This is a genomic window from Spiroplasma clarkii, from assembly GCF_002795265.1.
Lineage (GTDB): Bacteria > Bacillota_I > Bacilli_A > Mycoplasmatales > Mycoplasmataceae > Spiroplasma_A > Spiroplasma_A clarkii.
On record NZ_CP024870.1, the window covers coordinates 255,010 to 275,359 of the forward strand.

19 protein-coding genes are annotated in these 20,350 nt (G+C 31.2%); 17 read left to right on the forward strand and 2 right to left on the reverse strand.

Annotation, left to right across the window (positions count from 1 at the left end; translation table 4 throughout):
• The first annotated feature begins 13 nt into the window (after positions 1 to 13).
• From SCLAR_RS01130 to SCLAR_RS01140, 3 genes are all read left to right on the forward strand, one after another.
• The gene (locus SCLAR_RS01130; RefSeq protein WP_100254119.1) at positions 14 to 970 is read left to right on the forward strand and encodes an energy-coupling factor transporter transmembrane component T family protein; all 957 of its coding nucleotides are present in this window, start codon (positions 14 to 16) and stop codon (positions 968 to 970) included.
• Positions 971 to 1,708: a tRNA pseudouridine(38-40) synthase TruA gene (truA, locus tag SCLAR_RS01135; RefSeq protein WP_100254120.1), complete on the forward strand. Its 738-nt coding sequence runs from the start codon at positions 971 to 973 to the stop codon at positions 1,706 to 1,708.
• 317 nt (positions 1,709 to 2,025) lie between these two features.
• Positions 2,026 to 2,712 (forward strand): ABC transporter ATP-binding protein, encoded by a 687-nt coding sequence (locus tag SCLAR_RS01140; RefSeq protein WP_100254121.1) that lies wholly within the window; start codon positions 2,026 to 2,028, stop codon positions 2,710 to 2,712.
• 204 nt (positions 2,713 to 2,916) lie between these two features.
• On the opposite strand, the gene SCLAR_RS07100 is transcribed toward SCLAR_RS01140, so the two are convergent.
• A complete protein-coding gene (locus SCLAR_RS07100) occupies positions 2,917 to 3,240 on the reverse strand; it encodes a hypothetical protein (RefSeq protein ID WP_146637315.1) in 324 nt (107 codons plus the stop codon).
• Between the two features lies 1 nt (position 3,241).
• On the opposite strand from SCLAR_RS07100, the gene SCLAR_RS07105 reads away from it, so the two are divergent.
• From SCLAR_RS07105 to pflA, 11 genes are all read left to right on the forward strand, one after another.
• A complete protein-coding gene (locus SCLAR_RS07105) occupies positions 3,242 to 3,565 on the forward strand; it encodes a hypothetical protein (protein WP_146637316.1) in 324 nt (107 codons plus the stop codon).
• Entirely contained in the window at positions 3,565 to 4,506 is a 942-nt protein-coding gene (locus SCLAR_RS01150; RefSeq protein WP_100254123.1) for a hypothetical protein, read from the forward strand. Before SCLAR_RS07105 ends, SCLAR_RS01150 begins: the two co-directional genes overlap by 1 nt.
• A complete protein-coding gene (locus tag SCLAR_RS01155) occupies positions 4,490 to 5,599 on the forward strand; it encodes a hypothetical protein (protein ID WP_100254124.1) in 1,110 nt (369 codons plus the stop codon). Before SCLAR_RS01150 ends, SCLAR_RS01155 begins: the two co-directional genes overlap by 17 nt.
• A gap of 8 nt (positions 5,600 to 5,607) precedes the next feature.
• The gene (locus tag SCLAR_RS01160; protein WP_157795120.1) at positions 5,608 to 8,268 is read left to right on the forward strand and encodes an endo-beta-N-acetylglucosaminidase; all 2,661 of its coding nucleotides are present in this window, start codon (positions 5,608 to 5,610) and stop codon (positions 8,266 to 8,268) included.
• A gap of 174 nt (positions 8,269 to 8,442) precedes the next feature.
• A complete protein-coding gene (rplM, locus tag SCLAR_RS01165; RefSeq protein ID WP_100254126.1) occupies positions 8,443 to 8,898 on the forward strand; it encodes a 50S ribosomal protein L13 in 456 nt (151 codons plus the stop codon).
• Positions 8,898 to 9,302 (forward strand): 30S ribosomal protein S9, encoded by a 405-nt coding sequence (gene rpsI, locus SCLAR_RS01170; protein ID WP_100254127.1) that lies wholly within the window; start codon positions 8,898 to 8,900, stop codon positions 9,300 to 9,302. The genes rplM and rpsI overlap by 1 nt, the downstream gene beginning before the upstream one ends.
• 123 nt (positions 9,303 to 9,425) lie before the next feature.
• Positions 9,426 to 10,733, forward strand: coding sequence for a flavin monoamine oxidase family protein (locus SCLAR_RS01175; protein WP_100254128.1), 1,308 nt, complete (start codon positions 9,426 to 9,428; stop codon positions 10,731 to 10,733).
• A 143-nt stretch (positions 10,734 to 10,876) separates the two neighbouring features.
• Complete coding sequence (adhE, locus tag SCLAR_RS01180; RefSeq protein ID WP_100254129.1) at positions 10,877 to 13,483, forward strand: bifunctional acetaldehyde-CoA/alcohol dehydrogenase; 2,607 nt, start codon at positions 10,877 to 10,879, stop codon at positions 13,481 to 13,483.
• 140 nt (positions 13,484 to 13,623) lie between these two features.
• The gene (pflB, locus tag SCLAR_RS01185) at positions 13,624 to 15,696 is read left to right on the forward strand and encodes a formate C-acetyltransferase (RefSeq protein WP_100254130.1); all 2,073 of its coding nucleotides are present in this window, start codon (positions 13,624 to 13,626) and stop codon (positions 15,694 to 15,696) included.
• Between the two features lie 28 nt (positions 15,697 to 15,724).
• Positions 15,725 to 15,970 (forward strand): glycine radical domain-containing protein, encoded by a 246-nt coding sequence (locus SCLAR_RS07285; RefSeq protein WP_100254131.1) that lies wholly within the window; start codon positions 15,725 to 15,727, stop codon positions 15,968 to 15,970.
• A 53-nt stretch (positions 15,971 to 16,023) separates the two neighbouring features.
• Positions 16,024 to 16,773 carry a pyruvate formate-lyase-activating protein gene (gene pflA / locus SCLAR_RS01195; RefSeq protein WP_100254132.1) on the forward strand — a complete coding sequence of 250 codons (750 nt, stop codon included), beginning with the start codon at positions 16,024 to 16,026 and terminating at the stop codon, positions 16,771 to 16,773.
• 25 nt (positions 16,774 to 16,798) lie between these two features.
• On the opposite strand, the gene SCLAR_RS01200 is transcribed toward pflA, so the two are convergent.
• Positions 16,799 to 17,560, reverse strand: coding sequence for a type III pantothenate kinase (locus tag SCLAR_RS01200; RefSeq protein ID WP_100254133.1), 762 nt, complete (start codon positions 17,558 to 17,560; stop codon positions 16,799 to 16,801).
• Between the two features lie 97 nt (positions 17,561 to 17,657).
• Here SCLAR_RS01200 and coaD point away from each other — a divergent pair, with 97 nt between their 5' ends.
• The 3 genes from coaD to SCLAR_RS01215 are packed head-to-tail and all read left to right on the forward strand — an operon-like array spanning position 17,658 to position 20,261.
• Positions 17,658 to 18,080: a pantetheine-phosphate adenylyltransferase gene (coaD, locus tag SCLAR_RS01205; protein ID WP_100254134.1), complete on the forward strand. Its 423-nt coding sequence runs from the start codon at positions 17,658 to 17,660 to the stop codon at positions 18,078 to 18,080.
• 5 nt (positions 18,081 to 18,085) lie between these two features.
• The gene (pta, locus tag SCLAR_RS01210) at positions 18,086 to 19,066 is read left to right on the forward strand and encodes a phosphate acetyltransferase (protein ID WP_100254135.1); all 981 of its coding nucleotides are present in this window, start codon (positions 18,086 to 18,088) and stop codon (positions 19,064 to 19,066) included.
• Position 19,067: 1 nt separating this feature from the next.
• A complete protein-coding gene (locus tag SCLAR_RS01215; RefSeq protein WP_100254136.1) occupies positions 19,068 to 20,261 on the forward strand; it encodes an acetate kinase in 1,194 nt (397 codons plus the stop codon).
• The last annotated feature ends 89 nt before the right edge of the window (positions 20,262 to 20,350 follow it).

Below are 20,350 nucleotides of genomic sequence, written 5' to 3' on the forward strand. Positions count from 1 at the left end.
GAGTGAACTAAACATGAGAATGGTCTTTGGAAGATACATGCCCTATAATTCTACAATTCATAAAATGGACCCTAGGGTTAAATTATTTATGATTGTTTGTTTGATTATAGTTGTATTCTTTCCAGTAGGATTTACTGGTTTTGCACTTCTTGGTGTAGCAATTTTGGCACTCTATGCAGTGAGTCATTTGAATTTTAAAATGTTATTTAAACTTTTAAAACCATGTATTTTAATTTTTATTATGTTGTTATTAATTAATATCTTTATGCTAAGTCCACATACAGACAATAATATTGAGTGACACAGTACTGGTGGCGGAGCTTTTTGGGCTTTGGATTATGGAGAAGGGTCAAGTAACTTTGGATACATCTTTCGTTGAAAAAGTCTTTACTTCTCAGAGCGTGCAGCCTATCGTGCAATCTATATGACTATCAGAATTTTCTTGATGATTACTTTGACTACAATTTTAACAGGGACAACTCAACCTCTTGAGTTAACTTTAGCAATTGAAGATCTTTTATGACCATTAAAATTAATAGGAATCCCAGTTTATATTTTCTCAACAATTATCTCAATTGCATTGAGAATGATTCCAACCCTAATTGATGAAGCAGGAAGAATTATGAAGGCCCAGTCTTCAAGGGGAATTGATTTTAAGAATGGTAAATTTAAAGATAAAATTAAATCTATGACTAGTTTAATTATCCCTTTACTTGTTAGTTCCTTTCAAAAGGCTGAGGACTTAGCTTATGCTATGGACTCACGAGGGTATAACCCACATGCAAAAAGAACAAGATATAGACAAGTTCAATTTAGAATTATTGACTGATTAATTTTTGTGTGTTATATTGCTGTTGCAGCTTTATTAATTTTTTATGCATTTGAAAGCAGTTTTATTGATGCACCATTATTCCACCGTTTTGAAATTCCTAGAATTGATAGAATTCTAGCTATGAGCAAAATTCAATAGATGAACTACTATTTATTTACAATTCAATATGATGGCACAGATTTTTGTGGCTGAGCCAAACAAACAAAACAACGAACTATCCAAGGAGAAGTTGAAACTGCAATTAGTCAAGTTACTAGAAATGCCCAGTTTCGAGTTGTTGGAGCTTCAAAAACTGATGCTGGAGTTCATGCTGTTGATCAAAAAGCCTGAGTGGAATTGGAATTTAGCCCAAATTTACCAGGCTTTTTAAATGGCTTAAATAGTGCTCTCCCGGTTGGAATCAAAATTACAAAAATAGAACCAATAAAACCTGAGTTTCGGGTTAGAAATTGTCAACAAAAAACCTATCATTATCAAATCAATTTAGATACACCAAATGTTTTTGAAAACCGCTATTATTTGCAACCTAAATTTAAGTTTGATCAAAATAAGTTAAATGAGGCATTACAACTATTTGTGGGTACACATGACTTTTTCAATTTCTCAGGTTTAAAAGAATTTGAACTGGCAGCAATTAACTCAATAAGAATAATTGATTCAATTAGGTTAAAAGAAGAGCAAAAAAAATTAATTATTGAATTTAAAGCTAAAGGTTTTATTAGATACCAAATCAGAATGATTGTCGGAGCTGCATTAGCTTATGCTGCTGGCAAAACTAGTCTAAACAAGATTATTGCAACATTAAAAAGAACTCATGAAAAATTACCATTTTTAGCAAATCCAGAAGGATTAACTTTATTTGCTATTGAATATTAAAAAAATTAATGGTATGCTTATTGAGTGGTTATTTTAAAAAAGCTAAATAACGTCATATTTTGTAAATACAGTAAAATTAAGTTATAGACCTTGTATTCTTGCATAAGCAAATTGCGAGAAGGGGATACATAACCATAACTTCTTGTTACTAATAACCACACTTAAGGCACAGAATTGTGCCTTTTTTTGCTTTTCCACATTTAAATTTTTCCCACAAATACCTTGTCTTAATCAAGTTTTGGACTACACTTATACTTTACAAATACGTAATTAAAATATATAATAATTTTTGGCAGGTAAATCGAAAGGATTATTTAATGATACAAATTAGCAATCTTACAAAAAAATATGGAGACAAAGAAGTTCTTAAAGAACTAGAGTTAAAAATTGAAAAAGGAACAAGTGTTGCAATTTTGGGTGCTAATGGTGCGGGAAAAACTACACTTGTAGAAATCATTGGAGGAATTCAGAACAAGACAAGTGGCGAAATTATTTTTTCAAAAAACATCAATGAACGGATAGGAATTCAATTTCAAGAAGGTGTTTGACCACCAAAAACAAGAGCTTTAGATTTAATTAAATTTTTTAAAGGCAAAAAATGAAAAGAAGACCAATACACAATGGAGATTTTTGAAGTTTTTGAAATTGAGAAAATTTTAAAAGAAGACATCACTAAGCTATCAGCAGGTCAAAAACAGAGATTTAATTGTTTTTTAGCAATAATTAATAAGCCAACACTTTTGATATTAGATGAGTTAATTACAGGGTTAGATATTAAGATGCAAATTAAAATCTTAAACTATATTAACAATTTACGAAAAAGGGATAAAATCACTCTTTTAATAATTTCACATATTCCAGATGAGATTGAGCAGCTTTGTGAAAGAATTATCTTGTTAAAAGATGGTAAAGTGGTTGAAAACAAAACAACCCAAGAAGTTATTAAGCAAAATGGATCTGTAAGAAAATACATGGAGGAATTTTTCAACAATGATAAAAGTTAAAAGTGAATTGAAAACCTTTGCAAAAACTTTTACCTTTCTCAGTCTTTTGTTGTTAAAGTATCCAAAATTTTACATTTTCTCATTCTTAATTCCATTAGTATTATCATTTGTTTTATACTCAGTTTGATTCAACCTTGATATCAATGCAGTTTATCCTCCACAATTTTTAGGTTTTTTATGTGTTGGAATTTTCACAATATCATTTTATCTTTCAATATTGATTAATAATTGAAAGGCAACACTATTTTTAAAACAATTAAAATTACAGGGAGTTAATTCAATTAATCTAGTTTGTGCCATGATGGTAATTGGCGTGTTAACTTCTTGATGCTCATTTCTCTTGAATGTTTGTGGTGCATTAATTTTCTTAAACATCTCTCTTTCAATTCAAGTTACAAATAGCATTATTGATGACATTAACTGGTACATTTGAATGCTTTCAGTTTTTGCTTTAACACTGATGTCACTGTCTTCAACTGCAACTTTCTTGCTGGTTACAAATTTTGCAAAATCAAAAATTTTAGCCAATTTGTTAGCATTAGTGGTTTTGATAATTTTACTACTATCAAGTGATATGATTATTATTCCACAAGTAACTTCAAAACACATGGCAGTTTCAGTAATCCAATATTTAAACCCAATGAAGTATAGTGTCTGAGTGTTTTTTATGATTACTTCATATCAATATATAGACTATCAGGGTATAACGCAAATTATTGGTACCAACAATTTACTAGGAGCTGATGTTTTTATATCTTTTAAAAACATTTGAATTCCATTAAGTATTACCACATTAATATTAGGTGGGTACTTTATTCACAATTATTTTTACTTTAAGTGGGGGGTGAAATAATGAACACCAATCTAAAAAAAGACAACACATTTGCTGAGAAAAAAGGTTTTTTAGAAAAATACTGAAAAACCTTAGAATATGGATTTAAGTCTACTTTCAAGTCTGCAAGACTGTATGTTTTCTCAGTCTTTTTACCGATTTTTATTTATCTTTTTGTAAATTTATTACAAAGTAACTTTGACAAACAAATGATAAATCCAGGTATTATTATGACCTTTTTATTTATTCCAAGTTTGTGCTCAATATTTCTAGTCTCAGCAGTTGTAACAGATTGACGAGAATCAATATTCTTTAAACAAATGCACTTATTTAAGATCAATAAAGTTACATTTATTTTAGCTTTTTTAGCTGTCTTTATTGTAATTAACATTATTTTTTTACTAGTCTTCATTCTTTTAGCCTTAGGAATTGACTTATTTTTAACAAACAAGTCTTTCACAGTGGCACTAACCTTAAAAAGTTACAATACACTTATGCTTCAAGAACAGGTTGCTACTGTAGCAACTTTTAGAAGAATTTTAGGAATCTTTTATTTGTTGATGTTAAGTTCAGTATTTTACTTTTTTGTTGGTTTCTTCTTTGCTTTTGCAATTAAAAACATTGCCTTTATTCAAATAATTAATCTCTTAATTGTCTCAATTTCTTTAATTGCTGGAGACATCATGTTTAATCCCAATAGTGGAGTGTTATACAATGAATTGTATTATTTTGGTTTTTTGATACCACAAAAATACTTTACTTGATTTATGTATGGGTTATATGTTGATTTACAGACCAATGACAATCTAATTAATTTAGTAATAGTTAATTTAGCAACAAAACTTTTTCTTATTGATTACTATTTCTTAGTTCCTTTCACTTTATTATGAACTGCACTAATATCTGTTGTAGCTATCTTTAACTTTAATGGAGGTAAAAAACATCATGAAAAAATTACTTAGTTTAATTGGAACATTAACCCCAATGTTAGCAATAACAGCAACTAGTTCTTTAACTGTTGCTTGCACAGCTAAAAGACAATTTGAAAAAAATATAGATTACATTTTACGAATTAGAGATATTGGTTATGATTACAAATTCATTTCAAGTTGAAAAAATGAAATGGACAGAAATGGTAGAATTTTAAACAGTTACTTAATTCAATTCCAATATGCAGTTATTAATCATGCAATTAGATGAGGGTTTGATGAAGAAATTGATTTAACCAATTATTATGTTCCCAAAGAACAATTCATAATTTCAGACCCTTTACTAGAAGATAAAATAGTTCCAGATTTTGAATTACCGTATCGAGATTGAGCCACTCCATTTGGATCGATTTCTATGAGTGCTTCAACTCTAGGTGAAGAAGAATTTTTTCAAATCTATAATTACAAAACTTTACAAAACTTAGGTTATGAATTCTCAGTGACTTCTTCAATCCCAGATAGTATTGAAATTTTAAGATTAGATGACCGAGGCGCTGTTTGGTTTAAGGGTACTAAAAAACCTGGTGATGGTAATATAATTGTTGAAGCCTCACATCCAGCTAAAGAAACCTTAAGATTGAGTTTAAGTGTTTCAAACAGTGATAGAGAAAGTCAAAATTTCTTACAATGAAGAGCCTATCAATATTTAAAATTTGAATACAATAGTTCGGAAACAATGCAATACATAATGGCCGCTTACTTACAACAAATTTATGCTCAAATGATGTATAATGCATCATACAATTCTAACCCAGCTCACATTGATAAACTTGGTTTACTAGATTCAAGAATGATAGATAGATTATTTTGTTTTTACAAGTATGATGAAATGATAAGTTACTTTGAAATTTGGCCTCCAGGAGATAGTGAACTATCAGGATATTACTTTTTCTTCTCCTTTGATTTTTATGTTCATCCATCAATTGTTAGAAATGATGAAAGCACTTTACCAGCTGATCGTAGTCAATTATACAGCAATCCATTAACAGTTTTGAACAATTATTCAAAAAAATATGTAAATAAAATTTATCAACAGTATTTAGAATTAAAAGAAATGAAATGATAGGAGGCAATATGAAAAAATTATTATCTAGCTTTTCAGCAATAACACTATTGACTTCATTGTCATTCAATGCAGTTGCTTGTAACATTGGCGAACAATCTACTCACAAATACTTAAGTTCACTTGAAGATTTTGATTGATCTAATGGCTCAACTGGTTATGACTTAGAATTAAAAAATCTAAATAACAAAGCAGTTTTAGCTGAAAGTAACACCAACATTAATGGTGAGGTTATTAACAGCCAATCAAACTATGTTGGTAGTCACTTTGACTTTGATCAATACAATACTAATTTTAAAGAGGGGCCCTCATTAATTAAACAAGCCACAACCGGAGCACCAATTAATAAAATCTATGCAGCAGGTAATTTTTGAAGTGACTTTGGAGTCACTTCAAAGGCTCGAAAATACTTAAGAGCAAATTCTATTTGACAATGAAATGATGTTAGTGACATTGATTACAATTATGCAAAAGCCATTCAACCATTATTAGCTCGTTCCAAGACAGCACTAAAATCTGTTTCTAGTCAAGATGAAAGACTTTCATTTGGAGATATCCGAGACCATTCACGTTCAAATGGATCATTTCAAAATACAAATAATGGTACAAAAAATCCTTTTGAAAAATCAGTCAATAATTTTCAGTACCGAGATTATTTATTTGATTGAGGCCAACATGGAAATATCTCACCCCCAGCAGCAGATGTAATTGATGCTGGGCACATTAATGGTACACCAGTTTTTGGTTTAATGTTTTTTTCAGGTTATGGAGGTTTAACTAGAGCTGAAATGATAGATTTTTTAGAAACAAATGCTGATGGAACTTATAAACTAGCAGATACCTTAATAGACATGGCCTTAGATTTAGGGTTTGATGGTTGATTTTATAATGATGAAACAAATGGAGGTTGACCAAACGGGACAGTTGTACCAGCCAATTATGCATATGATTTACTAAAAGATTTTCAAGCAAAAAAAGCTAAGCACCAAAATCCTTTGGCAAAAAACTTAAAAATTATTTATTATCGAGATGGTGGGTCATTGGCAAGTATTAATAATACTCCAAATTTCACTGACTATGCAAGAATGCTAGATTATGTGGATATTTTACAAAATGATTTTCGAGTAACTCCAGATATGAACAAAGATTATATTGCTTCAAGAAATATTGATGCTAGTAAAGTCCATTCACTATTAGAAACTGCAGCAGCCTACCAGTATATTGGTAGTTATGATTGAAGACAAATGGTTTATGGTTTAGACCACACTGGTGAATTTGAATATGATAAAAACGTGTACCAGTCTTTTTCTTCTTTTTCAGGAGAAGGTTCAGGAAACTTTGGCTCACAAGCTTTTCAAATTGCCAATATTAACGGTGACTTAAATGAATATGATTATCGTTTAAAATCTTGATTATTTGCCCAGCAAGTAACAAACATGTATGACAATTACATGTTTACTGGATTAAATGGAGGTTTAAGTGAAAGTGATACTGGATCAAAATCAACTTCTGGTATTAACACTAGAAACATGTTATATGCAGATCCAAGAATTGAAACACCAAATAGCCCCTTAGAACCAGGAAGTATTACTTATCGCGATTTATTTGATTATGAAGTAAATGCTGGATTAATTAGTAAAAGCTATGGGATTGGTTCATTAATTCAAGAATACACCCCAATAACAGATGAAGAAATTGATGGAGTTGCAAATACGCCTTTAATTGAAAGTTCATTTTCACTTGGAAATGGAACAAAGTTTCTTACTCGAGATAAGCTGGGGAATGTTTTACAAACAGTTTCAGATTATCCATGGACTAATCGTCGTTTAACTTCAACTCTACCAACTTATACATGAGATATTAAAAAAACAGGAGAAAATAAAGTTCTCCCTATTGATGCAAAAGTTAATGGTTTTTATGATTATTATCACCCTTATCAAAAAGGTAATTCACTAGCAATTGGGGGTAAAGTTTTACCTGATGGATCAGTTACAAATGCAGAATTTGCACCAAACTCAAATTATGACTGAAATATAATGGGTGCAAATATTTCAAAATCAGGTTATGAAACAAGCTTTGTATTTTCAGCATTTGATGAAACTACAGGTGAAGTAGTTGAAGATGTTGCTAACTCAGTACAAGTTTTAGCTACATATACAAATGATGGAGAAAATAAAATTGCAGAAGTTTTAGGAACTCCTCAAAAATTAGCTGCTGGTTGATACAAAATAGAGGTTCCTATTAGTGCATCAACATCCAAAAAACTTGCCAAACTTGGGTTAAGATTTAACTCAAAAGTTAATGGTAATTTTAAATTTAATGTTGGTCACTTCACTTTTAAAAAATCAAGTCAAACTAGCAATACTGAACTTCCTGAAATTTCAAACATTACTTCAGAACTTTCAGTGATTAGAAGTAAAAATAATGTAAATGTGCGTTTGGCTTGAACTAGTAATGCAGTTGATATTGATTACTATGAAATTTATTATCATTATGATAATAAATATTACCGAGTAAATGAAACCTCAAATACTGAAGTTTTTGTTGCAGAATTACCAATTAGAGGAAACAAAATGCAATTTGGTGTTATTCCCGTTTCAAAAAACGGGAATCAAGGAGAAATGAAATTAATTAACCTAGATTATTCAAATTACTCAAATTTAATTACTTAATTTAACAAAACCTTGTTATAAAGCAAGGGTTTTTTGATAACATTTAGTCCTTTTTTGTTTTGATAACAATGGATTGCCAAGCATTTTTTTACAAAAAGTCTAGAATCTATGTAAAAATAAGATATAATATATTTGCTTACTCACAAGCCCCGGAAGCGAAGGAGAAAAAGCACAATGAAACAAACTACACTTATTAAAACAGCAGATATTGCTAAAAAATGATATGTAGTTGACGCAACTGATGCAATTTTGGGACGTTTATCTACTGAAGTTGCTACAGTTTTAAGAGGAAAACATAAACCAAATTATACACCTCACATTAATAATGGCGATCACGTGATCATTATTAATGCTGAAAAAGTTGTTTTATCAGGTAAAAAAGAAACTGATAAAAATTACTACCACCACTCTATGTATCCTGGGGGATTAAAATCAAGAAATGTTAAAACTCAACGTGAATTGTTCCCAGAAAGAATTGTGGAAAGAGCAGTAAGACTAATGTTACCTAAAAATGTTCAAGGTGGAAACCAATATCGTGCCTTGCATGTCTATGCAGGACCAGAACACCCACACCAAGCTCAAAACCCAGAGGTTTTAGTAATAAATACCAGAAAAGGAGATAAAAAATAATGGCTGCAAAAAAAGAATCAGTTATGTATAGAGGCACTGGAAGAAGAAAATCTTCAACTGCCCAAGTAATTTTAACTCCAGGTAATGGTAAAATTGTTGTCAATGGAAAGCCAGCTTTAGAGTTCTTCCCATATGCAACATTAGTTCAAGACATGGAACAACCACTAGTAGCTACAGGTACAAAAACAGACTTTTCAATCAGAGTCACTGTTAAAGGTGGAGGATTTACAGGGCAAGCTGGAGCAGCTCGCTTAGGAATTGCTCGTGCTTTATTAGAAGCAAGTAAAGACTACAAGCCTGATTTAAGAGGAAAAGGTTTATTAACCCGTGATGCACGTGTTAAAGAACGTAAAAAATATGGTTTATATGGAGCACGTCGTGCACCTCAATTTTCAAAACGTTAATTTACAATATCATATGCGCATATGACACCCAATTTTGGGTGTTTTTATTATTACTTTAAAAAGTCTAGTATTTTGTATTAAAAAGTTTTAAAATTAGAAAGATTAGACAATAGGAGGCAAAAAATGAAAATAGGGATAATTGGGGCAGGAATCTCAGGTCTAGCCTCTGCAATGAAAGCTAAAGAATTAGGTATGGAATTCACAGTTTTTGATGGTAGAGACCAAGTTGGAGGGCGTTTACTTAATAAAGATTTAGTTGATGGGTCAATCATTGAACTTGGAGGTCAATGATTTAATCACCACCACAAAGAGGTACAAAAGCTAATTGATAACTTAGGTTTATTAACATTTGCTACACCAGTAAAAGCAGATTTTGAACATCTATTTGAACGTGAAGTAAAAATGGGCTTAGATCTCCCGAAATTTAAAGCACTAATTGATGAAATTTGTTACATGGCAGATCAGCTAGATTTAAATGATTTAATGAATCATCCAAAAGCAAAAAATTGGGATGCCATTGATTTCAATGAGTGAATTATGTATCAAACAAATGATCAACTGATAAAAGACAGTGTTAATGTTTTATTTAACTGGCATTTTTCAAACTTTCAAGTTGATAACACTTCATTACTTAATGTGTTATTCTTTATTAAATCAAATAACGCAGTCAAGTATTTCTTTGAGTTTAGTGCAGGTTTAAATGAACAAAGAATTGTTGGTGGATTGGTGTTGCTAGCAAAAAAACTAGCTCGCCAAATTGGTCTTGAAAACATTTTGTTAAATTCAAAAGTTTTAAAAATTGAACAAAAAGGTAACAAAGTAATCATTCATACCAACCAAGATAGCTATGAATTTGACCATGTTATTATTGGTTTGGCACCAGAAATGACCAAAGAAATTAATTTTGAACCACCATTACCACCAGAAAACATTGCTTTAATGAAAGCATTTTCAAAAACAAAAGTTTATAAATTCTCATTCACGTACGAAACCAAATTTTGAGATGGTCATGGTTTTAATTTAAAAACTAGTGGCTATATTTCAAAGTGTATCGAAAACACCACAGTTATTAATAAAGATTATGTCTTTGTTGGGTTTGTAATTGGAGACAAAAAAGATGTAATCATGAGCAAATCAGTTGAAGAACGTAAACAGATTTTGCTAGATGAAATTAAAACTATTTATGATTCAGCTGAAGCATATAACTACAGTGATTTTTCAGAATACAATTGAGATGATGAAATATTCAAAGATGGTTATTTTGTTTCTAAACTTGGAATTAATGACTGAAACAAGTATCATAAAATTTGATCAAAACCAGTAGGCAATATCCATTTTAGTGGGGCAGAATTTAGCAAAAACTATAATGGTTTTGTTGAAGGTGGAGTTCAAAGAGGATATGAAGTGATTGATGAAATCCTTAAAAAATAGCTAGTAGCTATTTTTTTTAAAAAAATTTTCAACATTTTATTTTTTTAGCAAATTTTTGGTAAAAAAAAGTCTAGGTTTTTTGACAATAGATGAAAAAAAATTTCAAATTAGGACTATAATAAAAATGGAGGCTAGTTACTTAGATGGAAGAATTAAAAAAATTATTTGATCAAGCTAAAGAAGCTTATGAAAAATTTTCAACTTTTTCACAAGAAAAGGTTGATGAAATCTTCAGGAATGCTGCACTTGTTGCAAGTGAAAATCGTATACCATTAGCAAAAATGGCACACGAAGAAACAAGTATGGGAATTGTTGAAGATAAAATTATGAAGAATCATTTCGCTAGTGAAATGATTTATAACAAATATAAAGACTTGCAAACAGTAGGTACATTTTATAGCAATAAAGCACTAGGGATTCAAAAAGTCTATGAACCAATTGGGGTGGTTGGTGCTGTTATTCCTACAACCAATCCTACATCAACTGCAATTTTTAAATGTCTTATGGCATTGAAAACTCGTAATGCAATTATTATTTCTCCTCACCCAGGAGCAAAAAAATCAACAATTGCAGCAGCTAAAATTGTTTTAGATGCAGCAGTTGCAGCAGGAGCACCAAAAGGTATCATTGCTTGAGTTGACAATCCAAGTCTTGAAGGTACAGAATATGTTATGAAAAATGCAAACATTATTCTAGCAACTGGTGGACCAGGTATGGTAAAAGCGGCTTATTCATCAGGAAATCCAGCAATTGGAGTTGGAGCTGGGAATGCCCCAGCAATCATTGATGATAGTGCAAACTTAGATGTTGCAACTTCATCAATAATTCAGTCAAACACATTTGACAATGGGGTTGTTTGTGCAACAGAAAACTCAATTGTTGTTTTAGAAAGTGTTTATGATCAAGTGGTTAAACTATTTGAAAGTAAAAACACTTATGTTGTAAGAAAAGAAGAAGAAAAAAATAAATTTAGAAAAGCTATGTTTAAAGAGGGTAAATATGGCCTTCTGAATGCTGAAATTGTTGGTAGAACTGCACTAGTTGTTGCAAAAACAGTGGGAATTTCAGTTCCAGACACTACTCGTTTTATTTTAGTTGAAGCAAGTTCAACATCATATGATGAACCATTAGCACATGAAAAACTTTCAACTTATGCGGCTATTTACAAAACCAAAAACTATGATGATGCCATTAAAATTTCAAAAGAAATTTTAACAATGGGACCAGGTCACACAGCATCATTATGAGTTGATGTTGCAAAAAATGAATCAAAAGTTGAAAAATTCAAAGGACTTAACCCAGGAAGATTATTAATCAACTCACCTTCATCACTTGGAGGAGTTGGAGATTTATATAACTTTGGTCTAGATCCAAGTTTAACTTTGGGTTGTGGAACTCATGGGGGAAACTCATTTTCACAAAATGTGGGTCCTTTAAACTTATTAAATGTTAAAACAGTAGCAGAAAGAAGGGAAAATATGCAATGACTAAGATTGCCAGAACGTATTTATCATAAATATGGGGCACTTGAATTTGCTTTTGATGACTTAAAAGAATGAGGAATCAAAAAAGCATTTATTGTAACTGATAAAGTTATTAACCAACTTTATGGGAAAAGAATCACTCAACAATTAGACAAGTTAAAAATTCAATACTCAATTTTTGATGATGTGGAACCAAACCCAATGTTATCTACCACTTCAAAAGGTGCAGAAATAATGGCTAAATTTGGACCAGACTTAATTATTGGATTTGGTGGAGGTTCATCAATGGATGCTGCTAAATTAATGTGATTAATGTATGAAAATGATGGTAAAGCAATTGACTTTAAAGATCTAGCAGTAACTTTTGCAGATATTAGAAAAAGAATAGTTAAATACCCAAGAACAGGTAGAAAAGCTAAAATGTTGTGTATTCCAACAACCTCAGGAACAGGTTCAGAAGTAACACCATTCTCTGTTATTACTGATGACAAAACTCATAAAAAATACCCACTTGCAGATTATTCATTAACTCCGCAAATGGCAATTATTGATCCTGAGCTAACTATGACTGTACCAAAAATGGCTACAAATGCACCAGCACTTGATGCTTTAACTCACTGTTTAGAAGCATATGTTTCTGTAATGTCTACTGAGTACACTGATGGTTATGCAGTACAAGGGGCAAAAAATATTATTAAATTCTTGCCAAAAGCATACCACAATGGTAGTGAAGACCAAGAAGCTAGAGCAAAAGTTATGGATGGTGCAGCCTTTGCTGGAATCGCCTTTGCTAATGCTTTCTTAGGAATTGTCCACTCAATGTCACATAAAGTTGGGGGATACCATGATGTTATTCATGGGGCTGCTAATGCTATTTTGTTACCATATGTAATTCGTTACAATGCAGCTTGTGTTTTAGAAGGTGGAAAACAAGCCTACTTCTCACAATATGCAACTCAAAATTCATTAGAAAAATATGCTCAAATGGCAAAAGAACTTGGATTAAAAGGTAAAACTAATGCAGCACTCGTGGATGAACTAATTGTAACTGTTCAAAAATTAACAAAAGAAGTTGAATTAAAAGCATCATTTAAAGATTATGGTGTTAATGAAAAAGCTTTCTTAGACTCATTGGATAAAATGGCAGAAGATGCATTTGACGACCAATGTACAGGAGCAAACCCAAGATATCCTTTAATTGAAGATTTAAAACAAATTTACTTAGATGCATATTATGGTAAACCAATACCTAAATTTGAAAAATAATTTCATTTTTTTAAAAAATCAAGATTATTTTATATAAAAACACTTTAAAACAAGGTATTTTTTCCATAAAAACCTTGTTTTTTGCTTAAATGATAAAAAATTTCACTTATAAATGAGATAATAAAACTGGAGGTAGTAAAATGAAATATAAACAATGAGAAGGATTTGAAACAGGTTTCTGAACTGAAGAAGTTGACGTTAGAGACTTTATTCAAAAAAATTATACCCCTTATGATGGGGGAGATGATTTTTTAGCTGGTCCAACCAAAGCCACAACTAAATTGTGAGACATGGTTATGGATTTAACTAAAAAAGAAAGAGAAGCTGGTGGGGTTTTAGATGTTGATAGTGATGTACCATCAACAGTTACCTCACATGCTGCTGGATTTATTGATAAAAAACTTGAAAAAGTTGTTGGTTTACAAACAGATAAACCATTTAAAAGAGCATTAATGCCTTGAGGTGGAATTAGTATGGCAGTTCAAGCGAACGAATCATATGGATTCCAAGTTTCTGATCGTGTCAAAGAAATCTTTACAAAATACAGAAAAACTCACAACCAAGGTGTGTTTGATGCTTATACTCCTGATATGAGAAAAATTCGTCGTAGCCATATTGTAACTGGTTTACCTGATACTTATGGACGTGGGAGAATTATTGGTGACTACCGTAGGTTAGCACTTTATGGAACAGATTTTTTAATTGAACAAAAAATTAAAGATGCAGAATTAATTGACGGGGAAATGTTTGAAGAAAAAATCAGATTAAGAGAAGAAATTACAGAACAAATTAATGCCTTAAAAGACATTACCAAAATGGCTGCAAGTTATGGGTTTGATGTTTCAAAACCTGCAAGTAATGCAGTTGAAGCTTTCAACTTTACTTACTTAGCATATTTGGCAGCTATTAAACAAAACAATGGTGCAGCTGAATCATTTGGGAGAACTTCATCATTCTTAGATATCTATTTAGAAAGAGATTTAAGAAATAAAGTTATTACTGAAGAACAAGCTCAAGAATTAGTTGACCACTTAGTAATGAAATTAAGAATTGTTAAATTTACAAGAACCCCTGCTTACAATGAAATTTTTTCAGGTGACCCAGTTTGAGCCACTGAATCAATTGCAGGAATGGGATTAGATGGTAGAACACTTGTAACTAAAACTTCATTTAGATACATTCACACCCTATCAAATATGGGACCATCACCAGAACCAAACTTAACAATCTTGTGATCTACAAATTTACCAGAAGGATTTAAAGAGTTCTGTGCCAAATACTCAATTATGTATTCATCAATGCAATATGAAAATGATGACATTATGAGAACAACTCATGGTGATGATTATGCCATTGCATGTTGTGTTTCTCCAATGAAAGTTGGAAAACAAATGCAATTCTTTGGAGCAAGAACTAATCTTGCAAAAACTCTACTATATGCAATTAATGGTGGGGTGGATGAAATTTCAAAAGATCAAGTTTCACCAAGATTTGAACCAGTAACTACTGGTGATGGTCAATTAAACTATGATGAAGTTTGAATGAAATTTAACAATATGATGAAATGAGTTGCAGACAAATATGTAAATACATTAAATGTAATTCATTATATGCATGATAAATATTATTATGAAAGTGCAGAAATGTGTTTCTATGACACAAATGTACATAGATTCTTCGCCACAGGTATTGCTGGATTAAGTGTTGTAGCTGACTCACTATCTGCTATTAAATATGCTAAAGTTTTCCCAGTTCGTGATGAAACTGGAATTGTCACATCTTATCGTACAGAAGGAGATTTCCCAAAATATGGAAATGATGATGACCGAGTAGATCAAATTGCCAAAGATGTGGTAAAAATCTTTATGAACTATGTGCGTTCACACTTTACATACAGAAATTCAGAAGCTACAATGTCAGTATTGACAATTACATCAAATGTAGTTTATGGTAAATCAACAGGTGATACACCTTGTGGTAGAAGATTCCCAGAAGCTTTTGCCCCAGGAGCAAACCCAATGCATGGAAGAGACTGTACTGGAGCTATTGCTTCACTGGCATCAGTTTCAAAAATTCCATTCAAACATGCAGCTGATGGTATTTCAAATACCTTCTCAGTGATTCCAAATGCTTTAGGAAAAGATGATGACCTAATCATTAACGGAGACTTCCAAGTTTCAGGAGAAATTCCTGAAGATGCAAAAATAAAATAGTTGAAAAACTAAAAAGGAGTAAAAAATTATGGAAAAATTCTCAAAACAACAAGTTGGTAACTTAGTTAATATGTTAGATGGTTATATGGCAAATGGTGGACACCATTTAAATGTCAATGTTTTACGCAGAGAAGTTTTAAGGGATGCCCAAGCACACCCAGAAAACCACCCACAATTAACAATTAGAGTTTCAGGATATGCAGTTAACTTTGTTAAATTGACAAAACAACAACAAGATGAAGTTATCTCAAGAACTTTTCACGAATCAATGTAACTAAAAAAGGGAGCACTAATTTAGGTTCTCCTTTTTTATAAGGAGGTGTCATTATGGAACAACCAATTGGATATTACAGTAGTATTGAAACCTTTGGAGCAGTTGATGGTCCAGGGGTAAGACTTGTAATCTTTTTACAAGGCTGTTATTTACGTTGTAAATACTGTCACAACCCTGAAACTTTAGAATTCAAAAGAGATAAACCAATCACAGTTGATGAAGTTATTAGACTTTATCAAAAAAATAAATCATTTTATCGTAATGGTGGAATTACTTTATCTGGGGGAGAAGCTACTGCTCAAATTGATTTTTGTATTGCACTTTTTAAAAAGACTAAGTCATTAGGAATCAATACTTGTTTAGATACCTCATATGGAACTTTTCAAAATATTCCTAAAATTAAAGAAAAATGAAGAGAACTTTTATTACATACTGATTTGGTTTTAGCAGACTTAAAACATATTGATAATGAAAAACATATTAAATTAACTTCGCGCCCTAATGACAATATTTTACAAGGGATTTTGTTGACAGATGAAGTTGGTACAAAAATGTGAGTTCGTCATGTTTTAGTTCCTGGTTGAACTGATGATAAAGTAGATCTTGAAAAACTTGGAGAATTTGTAGGTAAGTTAAAACATATGGAACGTTTAGAAATGCTCCCATACCATAATATGATGATTCCTAAATATGAAAATTTAAAAATGAAATTCTACTTGCGTAATGTTCAACCACCAAGCAAAGAATATGTAACTGAATGTCGCAAAATTATTGAACAAGGTATTGCCGCAGTCAGAAGTTAAAAAAAGATTCAAGTATTTGAATCTTTTAATTAGTAATGTTTTTAGCAATTGCCACAATTCCTTCAAAAATTAATTGTTCATTAAATTTTCCTAGCCCATTAGCTATTTCAGTTTCAAAGACTAGGGAGTTACCTCCAGTGTAAATTACTTGACCAATTTTAAAGTTTTTGCGTAAATTGTTAATAACAGCAGTTGTCATTCACAAATGAGCATTATAGGCTCCAAGATTAATGGCATCAACTGTGTTTTTACCAATTATTTTGTCTGATTTTTCATAGTGAAAATTTTGTAATAAAGCAGCATTACTAATTAAACCATTTAAAGCTGTGGTTAATCCAGGAGCAATAATGGTTCCGACAATACAAGCATCTTGAACAACTAAAAATGTGGTGGCAGTGCCCATTGAGACAATGACACCATTTTCTAAGTTATACATTTTACGAGCAGCAAAATAATTACAAATAAAGTCTGCTCCAATTTTAGCAGAGTTATCAATTGCAAAAATTTCAGATTCTAGGTCAACTAAGTTTCTCACATTAAACACTTCAACTTTTAAAAGGACAGCCAGTTCACGAATTAAATCATTTCAAACTGGAACAACTGAAACATAAAGAATTTTGTTAATAACAATTTCTTGATCTTTTAAAAGTTGAACTATCTGTTTTGGTGAGTCAGTTGCCACTGAATTTGTTAGTGGTCTAGTTAATTTGGTGATGGTTTTAGTTTGGGAATCTCAAACTCTAAAATCAGCAGTAGTATTCCCAACATCAATCATAAGTATTTTCATATTTTTTCTCCTAACCTAATAATTTTACACAAATTTAAGAATAATAGAAATTATATCAACAATTGTTTTAAAATAATAACATAGAAAAGGTGAGCTTATGAAAGCAATCTATCCAGGTAGTTTTAACCCCTTCCATGAGGGACACTTACAAATCTTAAAAAAGGCTAGAAAAATCTTTGACTTAGTTTACTTAGTTATTAGTAAAAACATTTTTAAAGATATTACCCCAGATTTGGAGTCACGAATTGCTGCAATTAAAGCTAGTACCTCTGGAATGACAGGGGTTGAAATTATCATCAATGAAGACAAGCTAACTGCAGAGTTAGCTGCAGAATTAGGGGTTGACTTTATTATTAGAGGAATTAGAGATAAAGATGATCTTGAATATGAAATGGAAATTTCAGATGCTAATAAAACCTTGAATCCTGGTTTGGAAACTGTTATTTTTATAGCAGATAGTCCAACTAGAAAAATCTCATCAACTCGTCTTAAAGAAATACAAGCATATAGAAAAGGATAAAAATTATGTTTTGAATCAAAGAAATTAAAAGTGAATTACAAAAATCTACAAAAAAAATGAAATTAGTTTTTCCAGAGGGAAAAGAGGATAAAATTATAGAGGTAGCCAACCGCTTGCAAACTGAGGGTCTTGCTGATGTGGCTGTGTTATTTGGAACTGAAGCTGAAATTCCCAATAATTTAGTGGCTGGAATTAAAACAATTGCTATTAAAAATAATATTAACCAAGAGATGTTAAATTTATTACTAACTATCAGAAAAGGTAGATTAGAAGAAGATGAAGCCACTCTTTTAGTTCAAAAAAGAAATTATTATGGGGCAATGTTAGTGCAAATGGGTTTAGCAGATGCTATGGTCTGTGGGTTAAATTACTCAACCGCAGATACTTTAAGACCTGCACTACAAATTATTAAAACTCATGAAGATTATTCAATTGCTTCTTCAGTCTTTGTGATGACAAAAGGTGAAGAACAATACATCTTTACAGATTGTGCTTTAAATGTTGATCCAAATTCAAAACATTTATCTGATATTGCTTTAATGGCTGCAAACTTTGCCAAAGATCTAAAATTTACAGATATTGAAGTGGCAATGTTAAGTTATTCAACAGTTGGTTCAGGTTCTGGTCCAATGGTTGATAAAGTTAGCAAAGCTGTTAACCGTTTAAAAGCACATAATGAACCCGGATTGCTTTTTGAGGGAGAAATGCAATTTGACTGTGCCTATGATCAAGCCACTAGAAACAAAAAATACCCAAAATGTAAATTTAAAAATGCCCATCCAGATATTTATGTCTTCCCAGATTTAAATGCTGGAAACATAGGTTATAAAATAGCACAAAGAATGGGTGGTTTTGAGGCTGCAGGTCCATTTATTTTAGGATTAAAAAAACCTGTCAATGATTTATCTAGAGGTGCCACAGTTGAAGATATTTACCAAACATCAATTTTAACAATTTATCAAGCTTTACAAAAGGAGGCAAAATAGAATGATACTAGTTGTAAATGCAGGTAGCAGTTCAATTAAATTTAAATTATACAAGAGCACTGGTCAAGCAGAACCAACACCCTTTGTTGAGGGGTTGGCAGAAAGAATTACAGTTGATGGTGCTTTAACTTTAAAAATTGAAGGTATCAAAAAAGAATATAATGATAAAATGCCAAATCACGAAGCAGCAGTGCAAGCAATCTTAAATCGTTTCCAAGAAAATAATGTTATTAAAGATGTTAATGACATTAAAGGAGTTGGTTTTAGAATTGTGCATGGAGGAGTAAAAGTAGTTAAACCAGTAGTTTTAGATGCTACAATGAAAAAAGTGGTTGAAGATAATATTAAATTAGCACCACTACATAACCCAGGAGCTTTAACTGCAATTAATGCTTTTGAAAAAAATATGCCTAATGCAAAATTGGTGGGTTGTTTTGACACTTCATTCCACCAAACTATGCCACCAAAAAATTATTTATACCCAATCCCTTATGAATGATTTGAAGAATATTCAGCTCGTAAATATGGTTTTCATGGAATTAGCTTTGATTACATAACTCAAAAAACAGCTAAGATTATAAATAAACCAGTGGATAAAATTAACCTAATTATTTGTCACTTAGGGAATGGGGCCAGTCTTTGTTGTGTTAAAGCAGGAAAATCATTTGACACTTCAATGGGGTTAACCCCATTAGCAGGTATTATGATGGGAACACGAACAGGAGACATTGACCCATCACTACATCAATATATTGCCAAACAAACAGGTTTAGATTTAGAACAAATTACAGATATTTTAAATAAAAAATCTGGACTTTTAGGAATTAGTGGGATTTCAAGTGATATGCGTGACATTACTGCAGCAGTTGAACAAAACAACCAAAAAGCAGCTTTAACTCTTGATATGTGATCCCAAAGAATTGCAGACTTTATAGTTAAATATGCTAACCTTTTAGAAGGGAAAGTTGATGCTATAATTTTAACTGCAGGAGTTGGTGAAAACTCAAGAGTAGCCAATGAATCAATCTTAGATAAAGTAAAAATCTTAAATATCAAATATGATGACAAAGCTATGGCTTCAGGATATGATGATTACATTAAGGTTTCAAGTTCTCAATCTCAATATGAAATTTATAAAATTAGAACTGATGAAGAACTAATGATTTGTAATGAAACTTTAAAATTTTTAAAATAAATGCAAATAAAGCCTTTAATTTTTAAGAATATTTCTTGAAGATTTGTGAGGTTTTTTTATTTATCTAAACTAAGATTATTTTTGACAAA